Raw genomic sequence first — 20,934 nt, 5'->3', positions numbered from 1 at the left:
CCATGTCCGACGCGACCGCCCATGCCGACGCGCAACAACACCATCCGGTCAAGCTCTACCTCGCCGTCTGGGGCTGGCTGTTCGTGCTCAGCGCCTGCTCCTACATGGTCGATTATGTCGGCGTGCAGGGCCTGTTGCGCTGGGGGCTGATCATCCTGTTCATGCTGCTGAAGGCCGGGCTGATCGTCGCCTTCTTCATGCACATGGCGTGGGAGCGGCTGACGCTGATCTACGCCATCCTGCTGCCGCCGCTGCTGATCCTGGTCTTCGTCGCCATCATGGTGGCGGAGTCGAACTACACGCTGCTGACGCGCGTCATGAATTACGCCATGGGGAGCTAGGGGCGCCTCCGGTCCGGCGCTTTCGCGTAGCTGCGCCTCGACTTTCCGAAGCGCTCTGGGGTGCCGTACAGATCGGTGGCGCCTCGGCTTGGTCCGGTCTCTTTTCCCAAGTCTCGACCATCATCCTGAGGTGCCCGGCGAAGCCGGGCCTCGAAGGAGGGTTCAGGGAACGCCGTCACCCTGGCGAAGGCCGGGGCCCATGAACACCGGCCAAGAAAGCTTGGTTCAGCCTATCGGCCACTGGCCGGAGTGTCTGGATCCCGGCCTTTGCCGGGATGACGGCGGAGGGGGGCCCGGTCGCTGTCGCTTGTCGAAGCACGCAGAGCGGCTGTGCAATCGACTGGTTGCCCCTCGACCGTGCGTCCTTCAAGGCCCGCGCTGCGCTCGGGCACCTCAGGATGATTGAAATCGAGCGTCGCATGACGGCTGGACGGGGATGCGCGAAGGTCTCCCTATGGGAGAGGTGAGGGGACAAGTCCATCCTCAGCCTGCCGCACTAGGGGAGAGACGAAGGGGCACGTCCGACCCCATCCCGCCGCGTTGCGTTGCGGCAAGGCACTGATGTTTCACGTGAACCGGTCAGCCGGCGACCGTTCGGCGGCGGACGGCGCTGCGGGCCCGGAGGCGGGCTCGCTTCTTCGCGTCGCGCGCGTTCTGGCGATTGACCAGCAGGTTGAGCGCGTCGTTGACGCGGGCCTGCCAGTCGCCGCCCTCGATCTTGAAGAAGTCGATCACCCGCTCGCTCAGGTCCAGCGAGACGGTGACCAGGGCTTGTCCTTCGGCTTTCGCGGATCGGCGGCGCAGCGCCGAAGTCGAGGCGTCGGCCTCGACGTCGGTGAGAGCGTCGTCGCGCGATGGCGTGTCGGTTTCAGACATGATTTCCCCGATGTCGAAGGATCTATTTCTACACCAGAGTTGCCGTTACGTCACCCTTCGCGCGGCGATGCCGGTTTCCTGTCGCGCAGATGCGTCAGAGAAGGGCCTGCGCGATGTCGGCGATCAGGTCGTCCGCCGCCTCGATGCCGGCCGAGAAGCGCACGAGACCGTCGGTGATGCCGATCGCCTCGCGCTGGGCCAGCGGGATCGAGGCATGCGTCATCGTCGCCGGATGCTCGATCAGGCTCTCGACGCCGCCGAGGCTCTCGGCCAGCGTGAACAGGCGCACACGCTCGAGGAAGCGCTTGGTGCCGGCGAGATCACGGTCGAACTCGACGCTGATCATGCCGCCGAAGGCGTGCATCTGGCGCTTAGCGATGGCGTGCTGCGGATGGCTTTCGAGGCCCGGATAGATGACGCGCTTCACGTCCGGCCGCGCTTCCAGCCACTTGGCGATGGCGAGGCCGTTCTCGGAGTGCCGCTGCATGCGGAGCGCCAGGGTCTTCAGGCCGCGCAGCGCCAGGAAGCTGTCGAACGGGCCGGAGATGGCGCCGACCGCGTTCTGCAGGAAGCGGATCTGGTCGACGATCGCCTGGTTGGAGCCGACGACGACCGTGCCGCCGATCATGTCGGAATGGCCGTTCAGGTACTTGGTGGTCGAATGCACGACGATGTCGATGCCGAACTCCAGCGGCCGCTGGATGTAGGGGCTGGCAAAGGTGTTGTCGGCAACCGTGATCAGGCCGCGCCGCTTGGCGAGCGTTGCGACCGCCTCGAGATCGATGATGCGCAGCAGCGGGTTGGTTGGCGTCTCGACCCAGAGCAGCTTCGTCTCCGGCCGGATCGCCGCCTCGACGGCGGCTAGATCGGTGAAGTCGACGAAGGTGACGTCGAGGTTGGCGGTGCGCTTGCGCACCTTGTCGAGCAGGCGGAAGGTGCCGCCATAGAGATCGTCGGTGGCGATGATGTGGTCGCCGGCGGAGAGCAGCTCCAGCGTCGTCGCGATCGCGGCGAGGCCGGAGGCGAAGGCGAAGCCGGCCGTGCCGCTCTCGAGATCGGCGACGGCGCGCTCGAAGGCGAAGCGGGTCGGGTTCTGCGAGCGGCCGTATTCGAAGCCCTTGTGAACGCCGGGGCTTTCCTGCGCGTAGGTCGAGGTGGCGTAGATCGGCACCATGACGGCGCCCGTCAGGGGATCGTGACTCTGGCCGCCGTGGATGGTTCGCGTCTCGAAGGCAAGTCGATTGGTCTTCTCAGGCTTGTTCAAAACGCCAACCTCTCATGATTGATCAGGTCCATACGGGTTATCAGGCCGACGAATTCGTCGCCGTCCATAACGATGGCGACCTCGTCGCGCTCGAACACCGGCAGCAGCGCGTCGATCGGCTCGCCCGCCTGCAGCGTGTTCAGCGCCGTCACCATCGTCTCGCGCACCGAGGCGCCGAAATCGCCGCGGCCCTCGCGGCCGAGCCGGCGCAGGCCGTTCAGCACGTCGCTCTCGTCGAGCAGGCCGATCAGGTTGCCATGCTCGATCACCGGCAGCTGCGAGACGTCGGCCGAGCGCATGCGGGAATAGGCGGTCGACAGCGTATCGTCGGGCGCGACGGTGACGGTGGCGCCGTCGGCATAGGTCCGCGCCACGAGGTCGCGCAGATTGCCGTGTCGGATCCTCTCGATCAGGCCCTGCTCGGCGACCCAGACGTCGTTGAAGACCTTGGAGAGATATTTGTTGCCGCTGTCGCAGACGAGGGTGACGACGTTCTGCGGCGTGGTCTGCTCGCGGCAATAGCGTAGCGCCGCCGCCAGCAGCGTGCCGGAGGAGGAACCGGCGAGGATGCCTTCCTGCGCGAGCAGGGCGCGCGCCGCCGCGATGCTTTCGCGGTCGGAGATGGTGTAGGCGGCCGAGACCAGCGACAGGTCGCAGTTCGGCGGCACGAAATCCTCGCCGATGCCCTCGACGGCCCAGCTGCCCGGCTCGATCGTCTCGCCGGTGGTGACCAGCGGCGCCAGGATCGAGCCCTTCGGGTCGGCCAGCACCATCTTGGTCGCCGGCGACGCCGATTTGAAATAGCGGCCGATGCCGGTCAGCGTGCCGCCGGAGCCGACGCCGACGACGATGGCGTCGACCTTGCCGTCCATCTGCTCGAAGATTTCAGGGCCGGTCGTCGTCTCATGCGCCAGCGGATTGGCGGGATTCGCGAACTGGTTGACGAAGAAGCCGCCGGTCTCCTCGGCGATGCGCGCGCCCATGTCCTGGTAATAGTCGGGATGACCCTTGCCGACATCGGAGCGGGTGGTGCGGACGTCGGCGCCGATGGCGCGCAGATGCTGCACCTTCTCGCGCGACATCTTGTCGGGAACGACGAGGATCAGGTGATAGCCCTTCGGCAGCGCCACCTGGGCGAGGCCGAGGCCGGTATTGCCGGCCGTCGCCTCGACGATGGTGCCGCCCGGCTTCAGGCGGCCATCCGCCTCGGCGGCGCGAATCATCGACAGCGCGATGCGGTCCTTGATCGAGCCGCCGGGGTTCTGGCTCTCCAGCTTGACGAACAGCCGGCACGGGCCGGTATCGAAGGTCGTCAGCTCGACGATCGGCGTCCGGCCGATCAGGTCCAGGCTGGATCGAACGGGTCGGGGAAGCGGGGTCGAAACGGCCGGATCAGTCATGAATGGTCTCCACTCGGCGCGGTCGCAGCGGTGCACCACATGTGGCGTCGAGGCGAGAATCGGGCAAGCCCGAGCATTTCGCGAATGGCACCTATCGCGCAAAATTATACCTTTTCCGGGGTGCCCGGATCTGACAGCCGTTCGGCTGGCGTTGCGGAACTCAGCGGTTATGCTGTGCTGGCGCGGTCGGCGCCGCCGGAGAGAATTGGCGGCTTGCCGATTAGCTAAAGTCATTATAACGTCCTTACGTCATAACAGAACGATGGCCGGTTGCACCGCCGGACCGTCGACATTCGAACGGAGGGGTACCGTGACGATCAGACCGTTGATGGGCTTGTTTCTGGGTTCCGCCATGGCCGCTTTCTCAAGCGTCGCCTGGGCTGAGGATGTGACCGTGTCGTTCCTGACGCATTGGCCGCCGGAGACGGTCGCCAAGCTCGAGGCCGCCGCCGCCACCTATGCCAAGGACCATCCGGGCGTGAAGGTGGACGTGCGCGCCGTGCCGTTCGGCGACCTTCTGACGACCTTGCGCTCGCAGGCCGGCCAGGCCGGCGGACCGACGATCACCGGCATCTATGACCTCTGGCTGCCGGAGCTCGCGCGCGACAAGCTCGTCAACGCCGCGCCGGAAGCGAACGCTGCCGACGTCAAGACCAACTGGCCGAATGGCGTCGCGACGGCCGCCAGCGTCGGCGGCACGGTCTACGGCTATCCGAACGAGATCGACGTCTACGCGCTCAACTACAACAAGAAGCTGTTCGAGGAAGCCGGCATCAAGGAAGCGCCGAAGACCTGGGACGAGTTTTACGCCGCCGCCGAGAAGCTGACCAACAAGGACAAGGGCCAGCAGGGCTTCGGCATGATCAACTCCTGGGCGGCGGGCGTCGTCCATCCCTTCGCCTCGCTGCTCGCCTCGAATGGCGGTGCGCTCGTAGTCGACGGCAAGCCGCAGCTCGACAGCGAGAGCGCCAAGCAGACGTTCGAGCTCTATGAGAAGCTGATCAAGTCCGGCGCTTCGGTCGCTACCATGGGCACGGCCGACGCCAACACGACGGGGCCGTTCCTCGACAATTTCGTCTCCGGCAAGACCGGCATGATCATCATGGCGAACTGGTGGGAATCGGCGCTGAAGGCCGGCATGGGCGACCGCTTCGCCGATGTCGCCACCGCGCCGATCCCGGTCGGCCCGAAGGGCGACGGACCGCATTCGATCTCCTACTCCTGGATGACCGTCGTCTCCGACGGCGCCTCGGACGCCGAGAAGAAGGCGGCCTGGGACTTCCTCGCCTGGTTCAACGGCCCGACCTCGGGCGAGAACGGCGCTTCGGCCATGGGCGACCTGCTGCAGTCCATGGGCATCCTGCCGTCGCGCACCTCCGACGTCGCCGCCTTCGCCGACCGGCTGAAGACGCCGTTCCTCGCCGGCTATGTCGACGTGCTGTCGGAAGCCCGTCCGTTCCCGACCGTGCTCGGCGGCCAGGAATTCACGGAATCGCTGCAGGGCCACATCGAGGCGGTGCAGTTCGGCAAGGAGACGGCCGCCGAGGCCGCCACCGCGGCGCAGGCCGACGCCGCGACGATCCTCGAAAAGGCGTCGCAGTAGCTCACCACGCCGTCATCCCGGGCCAGGCCCGGGATGACGGAGGAGGAGCTCGATCGCTCCCTCGCCCACGCAAGTGGGAGAGGGCGGGGGTGAGGGCCTTGCTTCGCTTCAAGGTCTCCACTGCTGGCCGAATGCCGCCGGAAGACCCTCACCCAACCCTCTCCCGCAAGCGGGAGAGGGAGCCGACAGCGGCCGCCCGTCGGGGCCGCCGTCAAAATCGCTGCCATGAACAGAGCAAACAGTCCCGCATGATCGGCCTTCGAAAATCGACCTTCGCCATGCTCGCGCCGGGGCTGGGCCTGCTCGCCGTCTTCATCCTGGTGCCGATCGCGCTGACCGTGTGGCTCGCCTTCACCAAATGGTCGTCGCAGACGCCGTTCACGACCGCGACCTTCGTCGGCCTCGACAATTTCCGCGAGATCTTCGGATCGAGCTCGGTCGGGCGCGACTTCAAGGGCGCGATGCTCAACACGGCGCTCTATTCGGCGATGTCGATCGCGCTGATCCTGCCGCTTTCGGTCGTGTTCGGCATGCTGATCCACCAGGCCGAGCTCAGGGGCGCCAATGTGCTCCGCACTATCCTGTTCGCCACCTACATGGTGCCGATGATCGCGGTGGCGCTGGTGTTTTCAAAACTCTATTCGCCGACGGAGGGACCGATCAACCAGCTGCTTTCCCTTGTCGGCATCGGCCCGCAGCCCTGGCTGTCCTCGCCCGACACGGCGCTGGTCTCGATCGTGCTTTTGAACGTCTGGCAGCAGGTCGGCTATTTCACCATCCTGATCATCGCCGGCCTCACCCAGATCCCGACCTCGATCTACGAGGCGGCGCGGATGGACGGGGCGCGCGGGCCGAAGCTCTTCGGCTTCATCACGCTGCCGCTCCTGAAGCGGACGCTGCTGTTCTCCGCCGTGATCGCGCTGATCAACGCCGTGCAGGTGTTCGAGCCGGTGGCGCTGATCACCCAGGGCGGCCCTGTCGGTTCCACCAATGTGATGACCTATCATATCCGCCGCGTCGGCATCGAACGCGCCCAGGGCGGCCTCGGCTCGGCCATGTCGGTGACGCTGCTCCTGGCGCTCGTCGTCACCGTCACCGCCGTCTTCGCCTTTGCCCGCCGGGAGGAACGGCGATGAGCGCGCAGGGACGCCTTCCCGCCACCGGCGCTGGTGCTACCGGCTGGCGCGCCTTCCTCTACCTGCTGATGATCGCGATCGCCGTCGCCTCGGCCTTCCCGCTCGTCTGGATGGTGCTCTCCAGCCTGAAGACGCCGGCCGAGGCGATGCAGACGCCGCCGGTCTGGATCCCGCAGACGCCGTCGCTCGACGCCTACCACAAGGTCAACGAGCTGATCCGCGTTGGCCGCTCCTTCGCCAATTCGGCCGTGATTGCCGGCATCACCACCGCCGGCATCCTCTTGACCTCGCTGATGGCCGGCTACGCCTTCGCGAAATACCGCTTCCGCAATCGCGAGGTTCTGTTCGCGATCACCATCGCGACCATGTTCCTGCCGCCGATCGTGACGCTGATTCCGCTCTACCGGCTGGTCGGCACGATCGGCCTCAACGCCAGCCTCGCCGGCGTCATCGTGCCCAACCTCGCCAATGCCTTCGGCATCTTCCTGATGCGCCAGTTCATCGCCGGCGTGCCCGACGAACTCCTTGAAGCGGCAAGGCTCGACGGCGCGTCGGAGTTCCGCATCCTGTTCCGCATCGTCGCGCCGGCCGTCGCCCCGGCGCTGGCTGCGCTCGCGCTGTTCGCCTTCGTCTACCACTGGAACAGCTATCTCTGGCCACTCACCGTGCTGCAGGGCAATTCCGACAATTACCCGATCGTGATCAGCCTCTCGCGGCTGCTCTCCTACAACCGCTCCGCCGTCAACACCGGCCTCGTCATGGCCGGGGCGACGCTCGCCGTGCTGCCGCCGCTGATCCTGTTCGTGTTCCTGCAGCGCTTCTTCGTCCGCACCATCACAGCCTCCGGGATGACGGGACAATGAGCACCTTTTCCCACGTCCTGGCGCTCGATCTCGGCGGCACCAGCCTGCGCGCCGGCTTCGTCCGCGCCGACGCGCCGTCCGAACTCGACTCGGTCGAGCGCTGGCCGGCGCCGGAAAGCGCCGAAGCGCTGCGCGACAAAGTGCTGGCGCTGATTGCCACGCGCAACGGCGCGGAGCCGCTCGCCGGCATCGGCATCACCGTCCCCGGCCTCGTCGAGGGCACGGTAGCGCGCTGGGTGCCGAACCTGCCGCATCTCGATGGCGTCGACCTCACCGAACTGCTCGCCCCCGCCGGCGCGCCGGTCGCGGCCGGCAACGACGCGCAGATGGCGCTGCTCGCCGAGGCGCGGCTTGGTGCTGCGCGCGGGCTCGACGACGCGATCCTGCTCGCGATCGGCACCGGCATCGGCTCCTCCGTGCTCGCCGGCGGCCGCATCGTGCGCGGCAGCCGCGGCGGCGCCTGTTCCTTCGGCTGGGCCTCGGCGGATGTCGGGGATCCCGGCGAGGACCGCTCCGGCTGGCTCGAGCGGCAGGCGGCGGGCCGGGCGCTCGACCGCGCGGCGCGCGAGATCGGCCTTGCCGACGGCGCGGCGCTGATCGCGGCGGCGCGGCAGGGCGACCGGCCGGCGAGCCTCGCCATCCATGCGGCCGGCACGGCGCTCGGCACCACGCTCGCCGGCGCCGTGGCGCTGCTCGATCCGGCGGCCGTGCTGCTGGCCGGCGGCGTCTCCGAGACGATCGACGTGCTGGGGCCGCCGCTTCGCGCCGCGCTGACGCGTCACCTGCCGCCGCATCTGAGAAGTATCGAAATCAGGCCCGGCCGCTTCGGCCCGCAAGCCGGCCTCGTCGGCGCGGCGGTCGCGGCGGCGCGGGGAGCCGAATGGTGGAGGGTCCGATGAACGATGGACTGATCACATCCCTCGACCGGCGCCGGCCGGAGCCGCTCTGGCACCAGGCCGAGCGCGCCATCCGCGCCCGCATCGAGGCAGGCGAATGGCCGGCCGGATCGCAGATCCCGGCCGAGGACCGGCTGTGCGAGCTGCTCGGCGTCAGCCGGATCACGGTGCGCCATGCGCTGCGAAATCTCGAGGCGCTCGGCCTGCTCCGGCGCGAACATGGGCGCGGCACCTTCGTGCGCAGCGCCACCGTCGTCGCCGGCGCGCGCGGCCTGACCAGCTTCACCGACGAAATGGCGGCGCTGGGCCTCTCCGTCGGCTCGCGCATGCTGGCGCAGGAGATCGTGCCGGCGAGCCCCCGCGTCGCGGCGGCGCTGGAGATTGAGGAGGGCGAGCCCGTCGCCATGGTCCGCCGGCTCCGGCTCGGCAACGGCTCGCCGATCGGCGTGCAGACGGCGCATCTGCGCCTCGACCGTGTGCCCGGCCTGCTCGACGAGGATCTTTCCGGCAGCTCGCTCTACGCCCAGATCGAACGGCGCTACGGCATCAAGCCGTTCGAGGCGACGGAGATCTACCGCGTCGGCGCCGTAGGCCCGGAGGATGCCGAGCTGCTCGAAATCGAGGCCGGCAGCCCCGCCTTCATCGTCGAGCGCCTCGCCGTCGACCCGCGCGGGCCGTTCGAATTCACCCTCTCGATCATGCGGGGCGACCGCTACGAGATCCGCTCCACCCTGCGGATCTAGCCCCGTTCGACTTTGCCATCACGAAATCACCCAGGGAGACCATTGATGTCCGATTTCTATCTGCACCGCCTGATCCAGCTGATCGAGAAGGCCGGTTCCGCCAATGACGCGGCGCTCAACGAGGCGGCGCAGCGCTTCTCCGAGACGCTGGCGAAGGGCGGCCTGGTCCATCTGTTCGGCTCGGGCCATTCGGTGCTGCCGACCCAGGAAGCCTTCCCGCGCTACGGCTCTTATGTCGGCTTCAACCCGCTGACCGACCCGCGCGTGATGTGGCACAACGTGCTCGGCGCCGGGGGCGTGCGCGAGCTGCTCTGGCTGGAGCGGACCGAGAACTACATCGACAAGTTCCTCGACCATCAGCCGCTGAATGCCGGCGATTCCATCATCATCTACTCGCATTCCGGCACCAATTCCGCCGGCATCGAGACCGCGCTCTACGCGAAGGCGCGCGGCCTCTTCGTCGTCGCCATCACCTCGAAGGCGAACGACAAGCCGGCCAAGCACTCGTCCGGCAAGCGCCTGAAGGACGTCGCCGACGTCGTCATCGACACCAACTCGCCGGTCGAGGATGCGATCGTCCCGATCGAGGGCTGGAGCCGCCCGGTCTCGGGTTCGTCGACGGTGCTGGCGATGATCCTGACGCATGAGCTGATCGCGCGCACCGCTGACCAGCTGTCGAAGAAGGGCGTCGAGCTGCCGGTCTTCGCCTCGCCGACGATCGAGGGCGTCACGCTGCACGACACCGACGTGATCTACGGCATCTACCGCGAGAAGATGATCGAGGCGCAGCAGAAGCACCTCTCGACGTTCCAGGAGAAGATGAAGGGCTGATCGCCTCTACATCCGTGACGGATCCAGCGCCGCGAACCCCAGGGTTCGCGGCGTTTTTCGTCGGAATAGGACCCTCACCCCAACCCTCTCCCGCAAGCGGGAGAGGGGGATCGCCTGCGCTTGTCGACGTGCCTCGCCATGGATGACGGGCGCCGGCCGAATCCCTCTCACGCTTGCGGGAGAGGGTGGGGTGAGGGGCTTGCTGGGAGCGCCCAGAGGTCGGGTTGTCGAAGGTGTCCCGGCCGTGCCATCGGCAAGCTCCAGCGATCCGAGACCCGGCTGCAGGGATCCCCGCCGGCGCGGAGATGACGCACGGGAAGGCTTTCTGTCCGATGCCGAGGGCATGGTGAAAATCTCCTTAACGGATCAACCGCTTGCCGCATGCCGGTTGTAGACATACACGATCGAAAAAGTCGGGTTTGTTGACAGCCGGTTCCAATTCGGGAAATCTCGGGGTCGGCCGGAGCCTTCCAGCACTGGCCGACCAACGACGGAGACGTGCCGGTTCCCTGCTTCTGCGGCGCATATTTCGGAGAAACCCGATGACACTGGCCAACCACGTTGCTTCCGAGCTTCCCCGTTTTCTCTCGTTCTTTCGAGCTGCCGATCCGAAGACCGAACGGGTCGCCACCCCCGTAAATCCCGCCGTCGAGACGCGCGATCCCGACAAGGCCGATGATGATGACGCGACTTCCGACATCGTCTGGACGCTTGCCTATTGGCCGTGGCTGTAGCACTCGATGACCGCCGGCTGCGGGCCGGCGGTTGCTTCGAGGACAGAGCATGAATGCGACGATCAGGACCCGGGCCGTGGGCGCCACGGCCTCGGCGGACCGGGACAGCCTTCCCGAAGTCACGAGCGAGACGGGCGGACGGCTTTCGGTGGTGACGCGGCCTTCGGCCGAAGGGTTCAATCCGCTCGACCTGATGGCGGCCTCGCTCTCCTCCTGCATCGTGCTCAGCATCCAGATCGCCGCGCGTGGCGAGGGCTGGCTCGGTGAGATCGACCGCGTGAGCGTGCGGGTGATCCCGGAGAAGGCCGAGGACGCGCCCTCCCGCGTCGCGCGCTTCGTCACCACGGTGACGATCGACGGTCCGCTCGACGCGGCGAAGAAGGCGCAGCTGGTCGAGGCGGCGGAGACGATCTGCACCGTCAGCAACACGCTGCGCGCCGGCGCCGAGATCGAAGCCGGCTGATCGGCCGGTCCCCCGAACGCGTCGCGATTGACGATCCCCCTGCCGGATGCGATGCCGTTGGCATTGCGCGCGACGCGCCGACAGAGGGGCTGAGGACATGAGCGACGATCCGGGTTTGCTGCAGGAACTGCTCGACCAGGAGCGGCGCCTGGTCTTCGATCGTTTCGACAACGACACGGCGATCGAGCTCGGCACGCGCATCATCGAGCGGGCGCGGCGCGACGGGCTCTCGGTCGCGGTCGAGATCGCGCGCGGCGAACAGCGGCTCTACTACTGCGCGCTCGCCGGCACCTCGGCCGACAACGAATTCTGGGTCGCCGGCAAGACGGCGGTCGTGCGCCGCTACGGCCATTCCTCCTTCTACATGGGCGAGCGGGCCCGGCAGAAGGGCGTCGACTTCGCCACCGCCCATGCGGTCGACCCGAGGAAGTACCTCGCCCATGGCGGCTCGTTCCCGATCCTCGTCGACAAGGTCGGCATGGTCGGCACGGCGACCGTCTCCGGCCTGCCGCAGGTCGAGGATCACAAGCTGGTGGTGACGGTGATCGAGGAATATCTCACCGAACTCGGCCTCGGCGAGGCCCGCCCGGAAGTCTGGACCGCGTAGGGGGCGCTTCGAACCCTCCCCTTGAGGGAGGGTCAAGACCGCCTTCGGGCGGTCTTGGGGAGGGGTTCTTCGCCGGATCTGTCGCAAACGACGTGGTTGCCCCCTCCCGAAAACGCAAGGGCGTTTTCGACCTCACCTCAAGGGGGAGGTTCAAAAAGTGGGCGTGGTCTCTGATCCCCTGACCTTCACACGAAGGTCGCGCGGTCGGGGTGGTCGCGCAGCAGCGCCGCCTTCAGCTTCTCGATGGCGCGGCTCTCGATCTGCCGGACCCGCTCCTTGGAGATGCCGAGCGTCTCGCCGAGCGATTCCAGCGTCGCGCCTTCCTCGCGCAGGCGCCGCTCGCGCACGATCCGGGCCTCGCGATCCGACAGCGCGAGCATCGCCTCGTTCAGCCACGTCACCCGCCGTTCGGTGTCGATGACCTCGCCGACCATCTGGTCGGGAAGCGGCATCTCGTCGACCAGGAAGTCCTGGCGATCCGAGGTCGAGGATTCGGTGTCGTGCACTGGCGCGTTCAGCGAGGTGTCCGAGCCGGACAGGCGGGCATCCATCAGCGCGACGTCCTGCGCCGTCACGCCGACGGCGACCGCGATCTGCTGATAGATCTGCTGGTTGGGGACGGCGACCGAGCCCTGCGACAACTTGGCGCGCAGCCGGCGCAGGTTGAAGAACAGTGCCTTCTGCGTCGAGCTGGTGCCGCCGCGCACGATCGACCAGTTGCGCAGGATGTAGTCCTGGATCGAGGCGCGGATCCACCAGGTGGCATAGGTCGAGAAGCGGACCTCGCGGTCCGGCTCGAAGCGGGCGGCCGCTTCCAGCAGGCCGACATGGCCTTCCTGGATCAGGTCGCTCATCGGCAGCCCGAAATGACGAAAGCGGGCCGCGAGCGCGATGACGAGGCGCATGTGCGATGCCGTCAGGCGGTGCAGCGCGGCCTGGTCCTTGACCTCGCGCCAGCGCACCGCCAGAGCGTGCTCTTCGTCCCGCTCCAGATAGGGCGCCTGCATCGCCGCCTTGACGAATTGTCGCCCGGAGATTGTCGACGTGCCCATCCGACCGCTCCCGTTTTTTGCAGCCCCGTATCCAGCTAAGCCCCAACCATACGATCGGGTTCAAAGAATGGGCGACACATTGGTGTGATGCGAACGGGAAGCCCGCGTGAACACCCCTCGCGTCTGGTGGTCGCCCAAAAGAAAAACGCCCGGCGGAGGCCGGGCGTTCCCTGTAAAATCAGTGAGTTCGCAGAGGCGGGGCGGGGGGGCCCTATGCCTTATGCGGCCTCGTCGTGCGTCTCGTCGTCGCTGTCGACTTCGGCTGCGACTTCTTCGTCGGCCTTGCCGCCACGCTTCGGGCTCTTGGCGAGGTTCTGCTCGATCTGGCGGACGGCTTCCGTCTCGGAGATCTCGCTCACCGCCGCGATTTCGCGCGACATGCGGTCGAGGGCGGCCTCATAGAGCTGGCGCTCGCTGTAGGACTGCTCGGGCTGCGTGTCGGAGCGGTAGAGATCGCGGACAACTTCGGAGATCTGGATCAGGTCGCCGGAATTGATCTTCGCTTCGTATTCCTGGGCACGACGGCTCCACATGGTGCGCTTGACGCGGGCGCGGCCACGAATGGTCTCGAGCGCCTTCTTCACGGTGGTCGCATCGGAAAGCTTGCGCATGCCGACCGTCGTCGCCTTCGCGACGGGGACGCGCAGCTTCATCTTGTCTTTCTCGAACGCGATCACGAAGAGCTCAAGCTTGATGCCGGCCACTTCCTGCTCTTCGATACCGACAATCTCACCGACGCCATGCGCCGGATAGACGATGTGCTCGCCGGTCTTGAAATCGGAACGCAGAGTGGTCTTCTTGAGGGTGGCCATACGCGTATTAACTCCGTTAAATTGGCGGGCCCGGCTCGCCAAGCCAAAGGCCGGATTTTGACGATTCCCCGTCTCATCCATGGCAAATGCGACTCCGACCCGGTTCCGGGACAAGCAAGTCCCGGAGGCGAACCGGTCGGGTCCGCTCATTCCGCTTGTCAGCCGATCAGGAAGACGCTTGTCACCTGCAGGACGTCCGCGCGCGTGCACGGCATTGCCGACGATCCCCTTGCCGTCGCGCGCTAGTCGCGTCAGCACGGTTTATCGTGTCAATGCTGTGGGTTGTTCACGAACGAAACGCCAAAAGGTGCGGTTACGCCGTAGGTGGTCACCGACTGTCAGATATATATATCACAAAATACCCAAAAATCAAAGCATTGCGGTCGCAGCGCCGTGAAGGCGCCGCGTGCCGGAATCCTCGTCCGGGATTCGGGCGCGAATCGCGCCCCGCCGGTCGTTCCCGTCAGTCGCCCTCGCCGGGCGCCTCGGAAAAATGCCCTTCGAGCTTGTTGGGCACACCGTCGAACTCGGCCGCCTCGGGCAGCGCATCCTTGCGGACGGTGATGTTCGGCCACTTCTCGGCATATTCGGCGTTGAGCTTCAGCCACTGCTCGAGGCCCGGCTCGGTGTCCGGCTTGATCGCCTCGGCCGGGCATTCCGGCTCGCAGACGCCGCAGTCGATGCATTCGTCCGGATGGATGACGAGCATGTTTTCGCCCTCGTAGAAGCAGTCCACCGGACATACCTCGACGCAATCCGTGTACTTGCAGCGGATACAGTTGTCGGTCACGACATAGGGCACGATCGTCTCCTCGGAACGGCGAACACGTTCCAGGCTCGCCGACGCCGGATGGGTAAACGCTTTGGCGGGACGGTGCAAGGATCGTGGATGCCGCAATCGCCCGCTTCGGCAGAACGGGTTTTCTCAATCTTCGTCGTCGGATGGAAAAGTCTCTCCGCCGTCCCCGGACGTTCCGGAATGGAACGCATCCAGCGCGCGGCGATCGCGCTTGGTCGGTCGCGGTCCGCCGCGCTGCAGCGGCTGGGCGGATGGCGAGATCGGAGCCGGCGGCGTCACATCCTCGTAGAGCAGCTGCGCTTCCGGCGCCGGACCCCGGCGCGTGCCGGGATCGAGGACCTTGATCACCCGCACCTGGCGCTCGAAGGCGATGGTGAGAACGTCGCCGGGCCGCACGAGGCGGCTCGACGCGTCGATCTTGTCGCGGTTGACGCGGACCTTGCCGCCGGTCACCAGCTTCTGGGCGATCGAGCGGCTCTTGGCGAGGCGGGCGTACCAGAGCCATTTGTCGATTCGCTGGCGCCCGGTCTCCTCGCTCATCGCGGCTCCGTGTCTGTCCCGGCGTCGCGCGGCGTTAGCCGCCGCGCTGCCTGGTTTCTGTCGCGCGGCTAGCCGCCGCGCTTCTTGGCCTCGAGGTCGGCCTTCAGCGCCAGCAGCGCCGCGAAGGGCGAGTTCGGATCGACCGGACGCTCGCGCCGGGGCTCCTCGCGACGCGGCTGCGGCGCCTGGCCTTGGCGGGAATCGCCGCCCTTGTTGCGGTGATCCTGGCCCTGGCGGTCCTGGTTGCGGCGTCCCTCGCCCTGCGGACGATCGCCGCGCTCGGGCCGGGGGCCGCGCTGCTGCTGCGGGCGTCCACCCTGGCGACGGCCGTCGCGCTCGCCGTCCTGCTGGCGGCCGCGGCCGTCGCGGCCTTCCGGCTTTGCTTCGCCGGCAGCGCCTTCGGCCGGAGCCGATGCGTTGTTGTTCGGGCGACGGTCGCGGCGATGGTCGCGCTGCTGCGGGCGACGATCGAATCGGCCCGGACGCCAGACGTCGATCATTTCCGGCTCGGCCGGAGTCTCGGCGACGGTTTCGGTGACGATCTCGGTCGTCTCGACCACGACCTCGGTCGCGGTCTCGATCACGGTCGTCTCGACGACCGCCTCGGCCGGCGCTTCAACCACGGCTTCGGTCGCCTCGGCCTCAGCGGCTTCGACAGCCTCCGCCACGGGCGATTCGGTCTCGACGGCCGGCGCGGCGTCAGCCTCGGCGGCCGGGGCCGTCTCGGCGGCGACAGGCGCTTCGGCCTCGGTCACCGTCTCAACCGTTTCGGCCACCGCGGTTTCCGTCGCGACGACGGGCGCCTTGGGCGGGGCCGGGCGACGGTCCAGGCGATAGCCCAGCGACTTCAGCACGCCGGCGAAATCCTCGCCCGAGCAGCCGAGCAGCGAGGTCATCGAAACGGTGATGGTGAAGCCATTGCCGTCGACGGCGCCCTCGGGCGGCACGAGATTGTCGGAAGTCGGCTTCCAGGCGATCAGCGGCCGGATGATGTCGGCCAGCCGCTCCAGGATGTCGATGCGGACGGCGCGGTTGCCGGCGATGCGATAGCCGACGACGCGGTAGAGCGGGCGGGCGAAGCTCGCGTCGACCGGAACCGTGGTGCGGCCGGTGGCGGAGAGCTGCGGCAGTTCGGCGAGGCCCGGCGCGTCGAGGCCGTGGTTCTTCAGCGCCCACAGCATGGCGTTGAGGGCGCTCGGCGCCGGCTTCAGCAGGGCCGGCACGTAGATGTGGTAGGCGCCGAAGCGCACGCCGAGCTTGCGCAGGCCCGAGCGGGCCTCCTGGTCCAGCGCCTTGATCTCCTCGGCGATCTCCGAGCGCTCCAGCACGCCCTGGCCTTCGACGATACGGAAGGCGATGCCGCGCGCCGGCGCCGAGAGCTCGATGCCTGCCAGCAGCTCGAACAGCGGCTTCAAAAGCGTCTCGACATGGCTCTTCAGCCAGATGTCGACGCGGTCCTGCACGCGCTCGCGCGACGGGCCGGTCAGCCCCTCATCGGCGAGCAGCACCAGGCGCGGCCGGAGCGCGTCGTCGGTCGCGACGATGCGGGCGACCGGGGCGCCGAGCCAGCGCAGCGTGCCGTCGGTCGACAGCACGAATTCGGGATTGGGGGCGTTGCCGATCTTCTCGGCGCGGCGTTCGATCTCGCCGGCGAGCGCCTTCTGGGCCACGGCGGCGATCGCCTTGGCGTCCGGGCCGTCGGCCTGGGGATCGGGCGTGAAGCGGAAACCCTGCAGGCTTCCGACATGCTGTCCCTCGACCAGCACATCGCCGGAGGTCGTGATTTCTGCTTCGAGCATGGCGTTTTCTCTGAGCCGCTTCATCAGTACACTTGTGCGCCGGTCCACGAAACGCTGAGTCAGCCTCTCGTGGAGCGCATCGGAAAGTCGATCCTCTATAGCGCGCGTGCGCTCCTGCCAATGGCGAGGATCCTTAAGCCAGTTAGGCCGGTTTGCCGCAAAGGTCCATGTTCTTATGTGTGCAATGCGGTTGGCGAGGGTATCGATATCGCCATCTGTGCGATCTGCAAAGGCGACCTGACGCTGAAACCAGTCGTCCGGCACCGCGCCGTCGCGGGCGACGAAGGTGAAAATGTCGCCGACGATCTCGGCATGGTTGGCCGGCGCGATGCGCCGATAGTCCGGCGTCTGGCAGATGTCCCAGAGCAGTTCGATGCGCTCGCGCCGGTTGGCCAGCGCCCGGATGCCGGGGTCGCGACTGACGATTTCCAGCACCGTGACGTCCTCGGCCGGCGGCGCCTTTGACAGGCCTTCATGGCCCGGCGGACGCTCCAGACTGGCGCGAAGGCTATCGATCGTGCGGAAATCGAGCGCGCGATTGCGCCATTGCAGGGTGCGGACCGGGGCGAACTGGTGGCTCTCGAGCGCCTCGACCAACTCGTCCTCGAACGGGTCGACCTGGCCGGTGACGCCAAATGTGCCGTCGCGCGTATGGCGTCCGGCGCGGCCGGCGATCTGGCCGAGCTCGGCCGCCGTCAGCCGGCGATACTGGAATCCGTCGAACTTGCGCTCCTGCGCGAAGGCGACATGATCGACGTCGAGATTGAGGCCCATGCCGATGGCGTCGGTGGCGACGAGAAAATCGACATCGCCCGACTGATAAAGTTCCACCTGTGCGTTTCGCGTCCGTGGGCTGAGCGAGCCGAGCACCACCGCGGCGCCACCGCGCTGGCGGCGAATCAGTTCGGCGATCGCGTAAACCTCGTCGGCCGAGAAGGCGACGACGGCGGTGCGGCGGGGCAGGCGGGTGATCTTCTTCGAGCCGGCATAGGTCAGCATCGACATGCGCGGCCGGGTGATGACGTTGATCCCGGGCAGCAGCTTTTCCAGGATGCCGCGCATGGTGGCGGCGCCGAGCAGCAGCGTCTCGTCGCGGCCGCGCAGGTTGAGCAGCCGGTCGGTGAAGACATGGCCGCGGTCGAGATCGGCGGCGAGCTGGATCTCGTCGATCGCCAGGAAGGACGCGTCAGTGTGGGAGGGCAGGGCCTCGACCGTGCAGATGCGGTAGCGCGGATGCGGCGGGATGATCTTCTCTTCGCCGGTGATCAGCGCGACAGCGTTGGCGCCGACCCGCGCCACGACGCGGCCATAGACCTCGCGGGCGAGCAGGCGGAGCGGCAGGCCGATGACGCCGGACGAATGGGCGAGCATGCGCTCGATCGCCAGATGCGTCTTGCCGGTATTGGTCGGACCCAAGACGGCAGTGACGTTGCGCCCGCCCGCTCCGGCGCCTGTAGCTTTCGACCGTTCATTCATCGTGCGGGCAGTCTCACCATTCCAACGCTTCGGACCTTGCCCCTGTATCATGTCGAAACAATGGGGTGCCGGATCCAATCCTGCAGACGGGCTCCGATTAAACCTTGGAACCTTTCTGGAACAAACGATGTCCGAATCACTGACTCGCGGAAAATCGCGTTCTGTTCACCACCATATATGTGCGGCGCGGCGGGAACCGCCACGAAATAGTGCCATGCAAAAGCCTGCGCCCGCCTGACATCCGGCCGGGACGTTAACCTTTGCGGGAGCCGCGCGAAACAAGCGGGTTACCAAAACGTCAATTCGATCAAGGGGAAGCCATCGCCGGCCGTTAACGATTCGACCGAATCCGGAACGGAGCATGGACGAATCGCCGGCGAATCGGAGTTCCGGGTTCGTGCCCACGACAGGTGGTGGGTTTTGCCCGTTCAGCCACGAGGTATCGCAGCGATCGGGACAGTGGGTTCGGGAGGTTGGTGGCGTGGTGTGGCGGCGCGCTAACAAATTGGGGGGCGGCTGTTCCAATTCGAGACAATGGGGCGGGAACTCAAAAGCCACCCCAAAACACGGTCCAGACCGGGTACTCGAGGAGCGTCGCGCGATATTAGACCGACCCGACTTCTTCGATGCCGCACGCCTTCAGAAATTCGAACGTCAGATCATAAAAATCCGGCTGTCTTGTCTCATCCTCAGAGGAGCCCTTGGGTACGAAGATAATCATGCCTTGGCGCGCGCGGGTTAGCAAAACGCGATAGGCGTTGGCCAAATAGGCGCGCCGGACCTCCTCATTGACGCTCTGCCAACTCGTGCCGCGAAAGCGATAGTGCTTCCAGCTCTGCGGGCCTTGCCGCAAGTCGGCGTCCCAGCACACAGCCGTCCAATCCAGTTCCAAGCCCTGGATATCAAACTCGGTCGCTACCTCCTCGAGGTAGTAGGAGGAGCGGACGTCGTCCTTGTCGTTGAGGAACCAGTTGGCTGGATCAATGTCGGCTTTGACGTGCAAGCCTTCTGGCTTGAGGCGCATGGCGCCGGATGAAGCGACCAGTCCAATACGTTCCGAGCCGCGGGCCTGCGCGCGTAGCCAGCGGCGCGCCATGTTGAGGTCGCGCGTCAGAGCGAGGGGGTAATTGGTCAGACCGCCCTTTAGGTTCCGGGCTCGGCTTGCGTCCCCGTCGAGAACCGCGCCGACAAATTCCGAGAGCTTTTCGGCGCGATACGAGCGGATCGAGACCGCTAAATGCAGGTCTTCGACAATGGTCGCGTCGCGCCCTCTCAGCTTGGCACCGAGGTCCTGTCCCCAGCTATAATTCGGGTGGGTGAGGTGGCCAGAATGATAGATGCGCCATTCGGGGAAGCGTTTCTGCAGCGCGTTGAACCACTCCACCAAGCCGGCTTCGCCCGTGTTAATCTCTTGTCCGCCGCCAATCAGGCAGATGATCGTGGCCCAGTCGGACCGGCGATCCATGACGCTGATCAGGAACTCCGGCTCTGACCAATCAAACGTGGGATAGCCGCGCTTCTGCTTCATGAATGCCGAGGCATGCTCCTGATTCCAGGCTCGCTGTGCCTCGTCAAAAACCACCACATGTTCGATCGGAGGCTTGTTGCTGCGTAGGCCTTCATCTCGGAAATGATGAATGTTCTGGACAAAGGCGCTCACCCGTTTGAGAGCGGCGCTTTTGTTGACTGGCGCGCCTCGCGCCTTCGAGCGGTTGACCTCGTCTCGCGCCAACGCTTCTCGCAGGACGGTGACGAGGGGCCCATTCCCCGACAAGAAAACCGCGTGCTCTTCGGCGGCTTCGGCCGTCTGGGTCGAGATATCCAGTCCCGCCAGCGTCTTTCCCGCGCCTGGAACGCCGGTGACAAAGCAAATGGACTTATGCGAGTGGGTGCGCGCCTGGTGGATGATTGCCCTTAGAGCCCTGGTCGTGAGGGTTAGGTTCTTCGCGCCGGCGTCGGAGCGCGAAATCTCCTCGACATTGTGGCCCTGGTAGAGCGCTTGAGCGGCTTCGATGATGGTCGGCGTCGGCCGATACCCGCCTTCTGCCCAAGGCATCTCGATTTCGGCCTGTGCAACATCGCTAACCCCTGGGCCGTAGCGTGACGCAGGGCGCCGATCCTGAACCACGCGCTCGATAAGAGCTGCCAGATCGTTGCCATTGGAGAAGAGCGGCTGGGCTATCTGATCCTTGAACCAGATTTCGTCCTTGTGGACCGCTGGTGCGGCGGTGGCGACGAGAATCGGAACGATCGGCTTGTCGTGGCTGTGCTCATGGAAGTTTTTGAGATCCAGAGCGTAGTCGAGGACCTGATCTATGGCGCCGCGGTCATAAGTCCGAGCCCCGACCTTGTACTCAATCACAAAAACCACGCCGGCATAGTGAATGATCGTGTCGACCCGCTTGCCCATGCGTGGGATCGCGAATTCTAGATAGACTTCGCCTGCGGTAAAAAGGGCGAACTGCTCCTGCAGGTGGGCTATTTGATAGGCCCAGGCATTCGTTTGTTGGATCTCTAGGCTGAAGCTGTGCGCTTTGGCGAGTTCGCCAAGGATCGAGCTTTCTGTGTCCGCAACGAACTCAGGAATGGATCGGCTATAGTAGGATCTGCGGATCATTCCGTGTTCGCTATTGCCTGCGGGGAATTTGACCCACTACTCGGCAATTCGCGATGACGAATAATGTTGATACAATTCGTAT

General features: G+C 66.2%; 19 protein-coding genes. 10 read left to right on the top strand and 9 right to left on the bottom strand.

Translation table 11 applies throughout. The features are described 5' to 3' along the window. The first annotated feature begins 2 nt into the window (after positions 1-2). Positions 3-341: a cytochrome C oxidase subunit IV family protein gene (locus AC6HZP_RS21515; protein WP_497524468.1), complete on the top strand. Its 339-nt coding sequence runs from the start codon at positions 3-5 to the stop codon at positions 339-341. A gap of 579 nt (positions 342-920) precedes the next feature. Here the strand turns inward: AC6HZP_RS21515 and AC6HZP_RS21510 are convergent. The 3 genes from AC6HZP_RS21510 to AC6HZP_RS21500 all read right to left on the bottom strand — a co-directional run bounded on the left by AC6HZP_RS21510 (position 921) and on the right by AC6HZP_RS21500 (position 3,881). Further along, positions 921-1,217 carry a BrnA antitoxin family protein gene (locus AC6HZP_RS21510; RefSeq protein ID WP_201400958.1) on the bottom strand — a complete coding sequence of 99 codons (297 nt, stop codon included), beginning with the start codon at positions 1,215-1,217 and terminating at the stop codon, positions 921-923. Positions 1,218-1,311: 94 nt separating this feature from the next. Continuing rightward, positions 1,312-2,481 (bottom strand): cystathionine gamma-synthase, encoded by a 1,170-nt coding sequence (locus tag AC6HZP_RS21505; RefSeq protein ID WP_497524467.1) that lies wholly within the window; start codon positions 2,479-2,481, stop codon positions 1,312-1,314. Beyond that, positions 2,478-3,881 (bottom strand): pyridoxal-phosphate dependent enzyme, encoded by a 1,404-nt coding sequence (locus AC6HZP_RS21500; protein WP_497524466.1) that lies wholly within the window; start codon positions 3,879-3,881, stop codon positions 2,478-2,480. Before AC6HZP_RS21500 ends, AC6HZP_RS21505 begins: the two co-directional genes overlap by 4 nt. A gap of 352 nt (positions 3,882-4,233) precedes the next feature. Here AC6HZP_RS21500 and AC6HZP_RS21495 point away from each other — a divergent pair, with 352 nt between their 5' ends. The 9 genes from AC6HZP_RS21495 to AC6HZP_RS21455 all read left to right on the top strand — a co-directional run bounded on the left by AC6HZP_RS21495 (position 4,234) and on the right by AC6HZP_RS21455 (position 11,757). Further along, positions 4,234-5,484 (top strand): ABC transporter substrate-binding protein, encoded by a 1,251-nt coding sequence (locus tag AC6HZP_RS21495; protein ID WP_497524465.1) that lies wholly within the window; start codon positions 4,234-4,236, stop codon positions 5,482-5,484. 248 nt (positions 5,485-5,732) lie between these two features. Then, a complete protein-coding gene (locus tag AC6HZP_RS21490; RefSeq protein WP_497524464.1) occupies positions 5,733-6,620 on the top strand; it encodes a carbohydrate ABC transporter permease in 888 nt (295 codons plus the stop codon). Beyond that, positions 6,617-7,483: a carbohydrate ABC transporter permease gene (locus AC6HZP_RS21485; protein WP_497524463.1), complete on the top strand. Its 867-nt coding sequence runs from the start codon at positions 6,617-6,619 to the stop codon at positions 7,481-7,483. Before AC6HZP_RS21490 ends, AC6HZP_RS21485 begins: the two co-directional genes overlap by 4 nt. Further along, entirely contained in the window at positions 7,480-8,382 is a 903-nt protein-coding gene (locus AC6HZP_RS21480) for an ROK family protein (protein WP_497524462.1), read from the top strand. The genes AC6HZP_RS21485 and AC6HZP_RS21480 overlap by 4 nt, the downstream gene beginning before the upstream one ends. Continuing rightward, positions 8,379-9,122, top strand: a complete 744-nt coding sequence (locus tag AC6HZP_RS21475; protein WP_201400952.1) for a GntR family transcriptional regulator — start codon at positions 8,379-8,381, stop codon at positions 9,120-9,122. Before AC6HZP_RS21480 ends, AC6HZP_RS21475 begins: the two co-directional genes overlap by 4 nt. Positions 9,123-9,167: 45 nt before the next feature. Then, positions 9,168-9,953: a sugar isomerase domain-containing protein gene (locus tag AC6HZP_RS21470; protein ID WP_497524461.1), complete on the top strand. Its 786-nt coding sequence runs from the start codon at positions 9,168-9,170 to the stop codon at positions 9,951-9,953. A 542-nt stretch (positions 9,954-10,495) separates the two neighbouring features. After that, positions 10,496-10,687, top strand: coding sequence for a hypothetical protein (locus tag AC6HZP_RS21465; RefSeq protein WP_201400950.1), 192 nt, complete (start codon positions 10,496-10,498; stop codon positions 10,685-10,687). Positions 10,688-10,736: 49 nt separating this feature from the next. Further along, complete coding sequence (locus AC6HZP_RS21460; protein WP_497524460.1) at positions 10,737-11,150, top strand: OsmC family protein; 414 nt, start codon at positions 10,737-10,739, stop codon at positions 11,148-11,150. 97 nt (positions 11,151-11,247) lie between these two features. Continuing rightward, positions 11,248-11,757 (top strand): heme-degrading domain-containing protein, encoded by a 510-nt coding sequence (locus AC6HZP_RS21455; protein WP_497524459.1) that lies wholly within the window; start codon positions 11,248-11,250, stop codon positions 11,755-11,757. A gap of 185 nt (positions 11,758-11,942) precedes the next feature. Here AC6HZP_RS21455 and AC6HZP_RS21450 read toward each other — a convergent pair whose 3' ends face one another. The 6 genes from AC6HZP_RS21450 to AC6HZP_RS21425 all read right to left on the bottom strand — a co-directional run bounded on the left by AC6HZP_RS21450 (position 11,943) and on the right by AC6HZP_RS21425 (position 20,852). Next, positions 11,943-12,809, bottom strand: coding sequence for an RNA polymerase factor sigma-32 (locus tag AC6HZP_RS21450; protein ID WP_497524458.1), 867 nt, complete (start codon positions 12,807-12,809; stop codon positions 11,943-11,945). A gap of 218 nt (positions 12,810-13,027) precedes the next feature. After that, positions 13,028-13,621, bottom strand: a complete 594-nt coding sequence (locus tag AC6HZP_RS21445) for a CarD family transcriptional regulator (protein ID WP_201404563.1) — start codon at positions 13,619-13,621, stop codon at positions 13,028-13,030. 463 nt (positions 13,622-14,084) lie between these two features. Continuing rightward, entirely contained in the window at positions 14,085-14,423 is a 339-nt protein-coding gene (fdxA, locus tag AC6HZP_RS21440) for a ferredoxin FdxA (RefSeq protein ID WP_201400946.1), read from the bottom strand. A gap of 123 nt (positions 14,424-14,546) precedes the next feature. Beyond that, complete coding sequence (locus AC6HZP_RS21435) at positions 14,547-14,960, bottom strand: RNA-binding S4 domain-containing protein (RefSeq protein WP_201400945.1); 414 nt, start codon at positions 14,958-14,960, stop codon at positions 14,547-14,549. Positions 14,961-15,028: 68 nt separating this feature from the next. Then, a complete protein-coding gene (locus AC6HZP_RS21430; RefSeq protein WP_497524457.1) occupies positions 15,029-18,235 on the bottom strand; it encodes a helicase-related protein in 3,207 nt (1,068 codons plus the stop codon). 604 nt (positions 18,236-18,839) lie between these two features. Then, positions 18,840-20,852, bottom strand: a complete 2,013-nt coding sequence (locus AC6HZP_RS21425) for a DUF2075 domain-containing protein (protein ID WP_497524456.1) — start codon at positions 20,850-20,852, stop codon at positions 18,840-18,842. Positions 20,853-20,934: the final 82 nt, after the last annotated feature.

The organism is Kaistia sp. SLG-1 (assembly GCF_059699055.1).
This window is presented reverse-complemented; position numbering and strand designations above follow the sequence as displayed.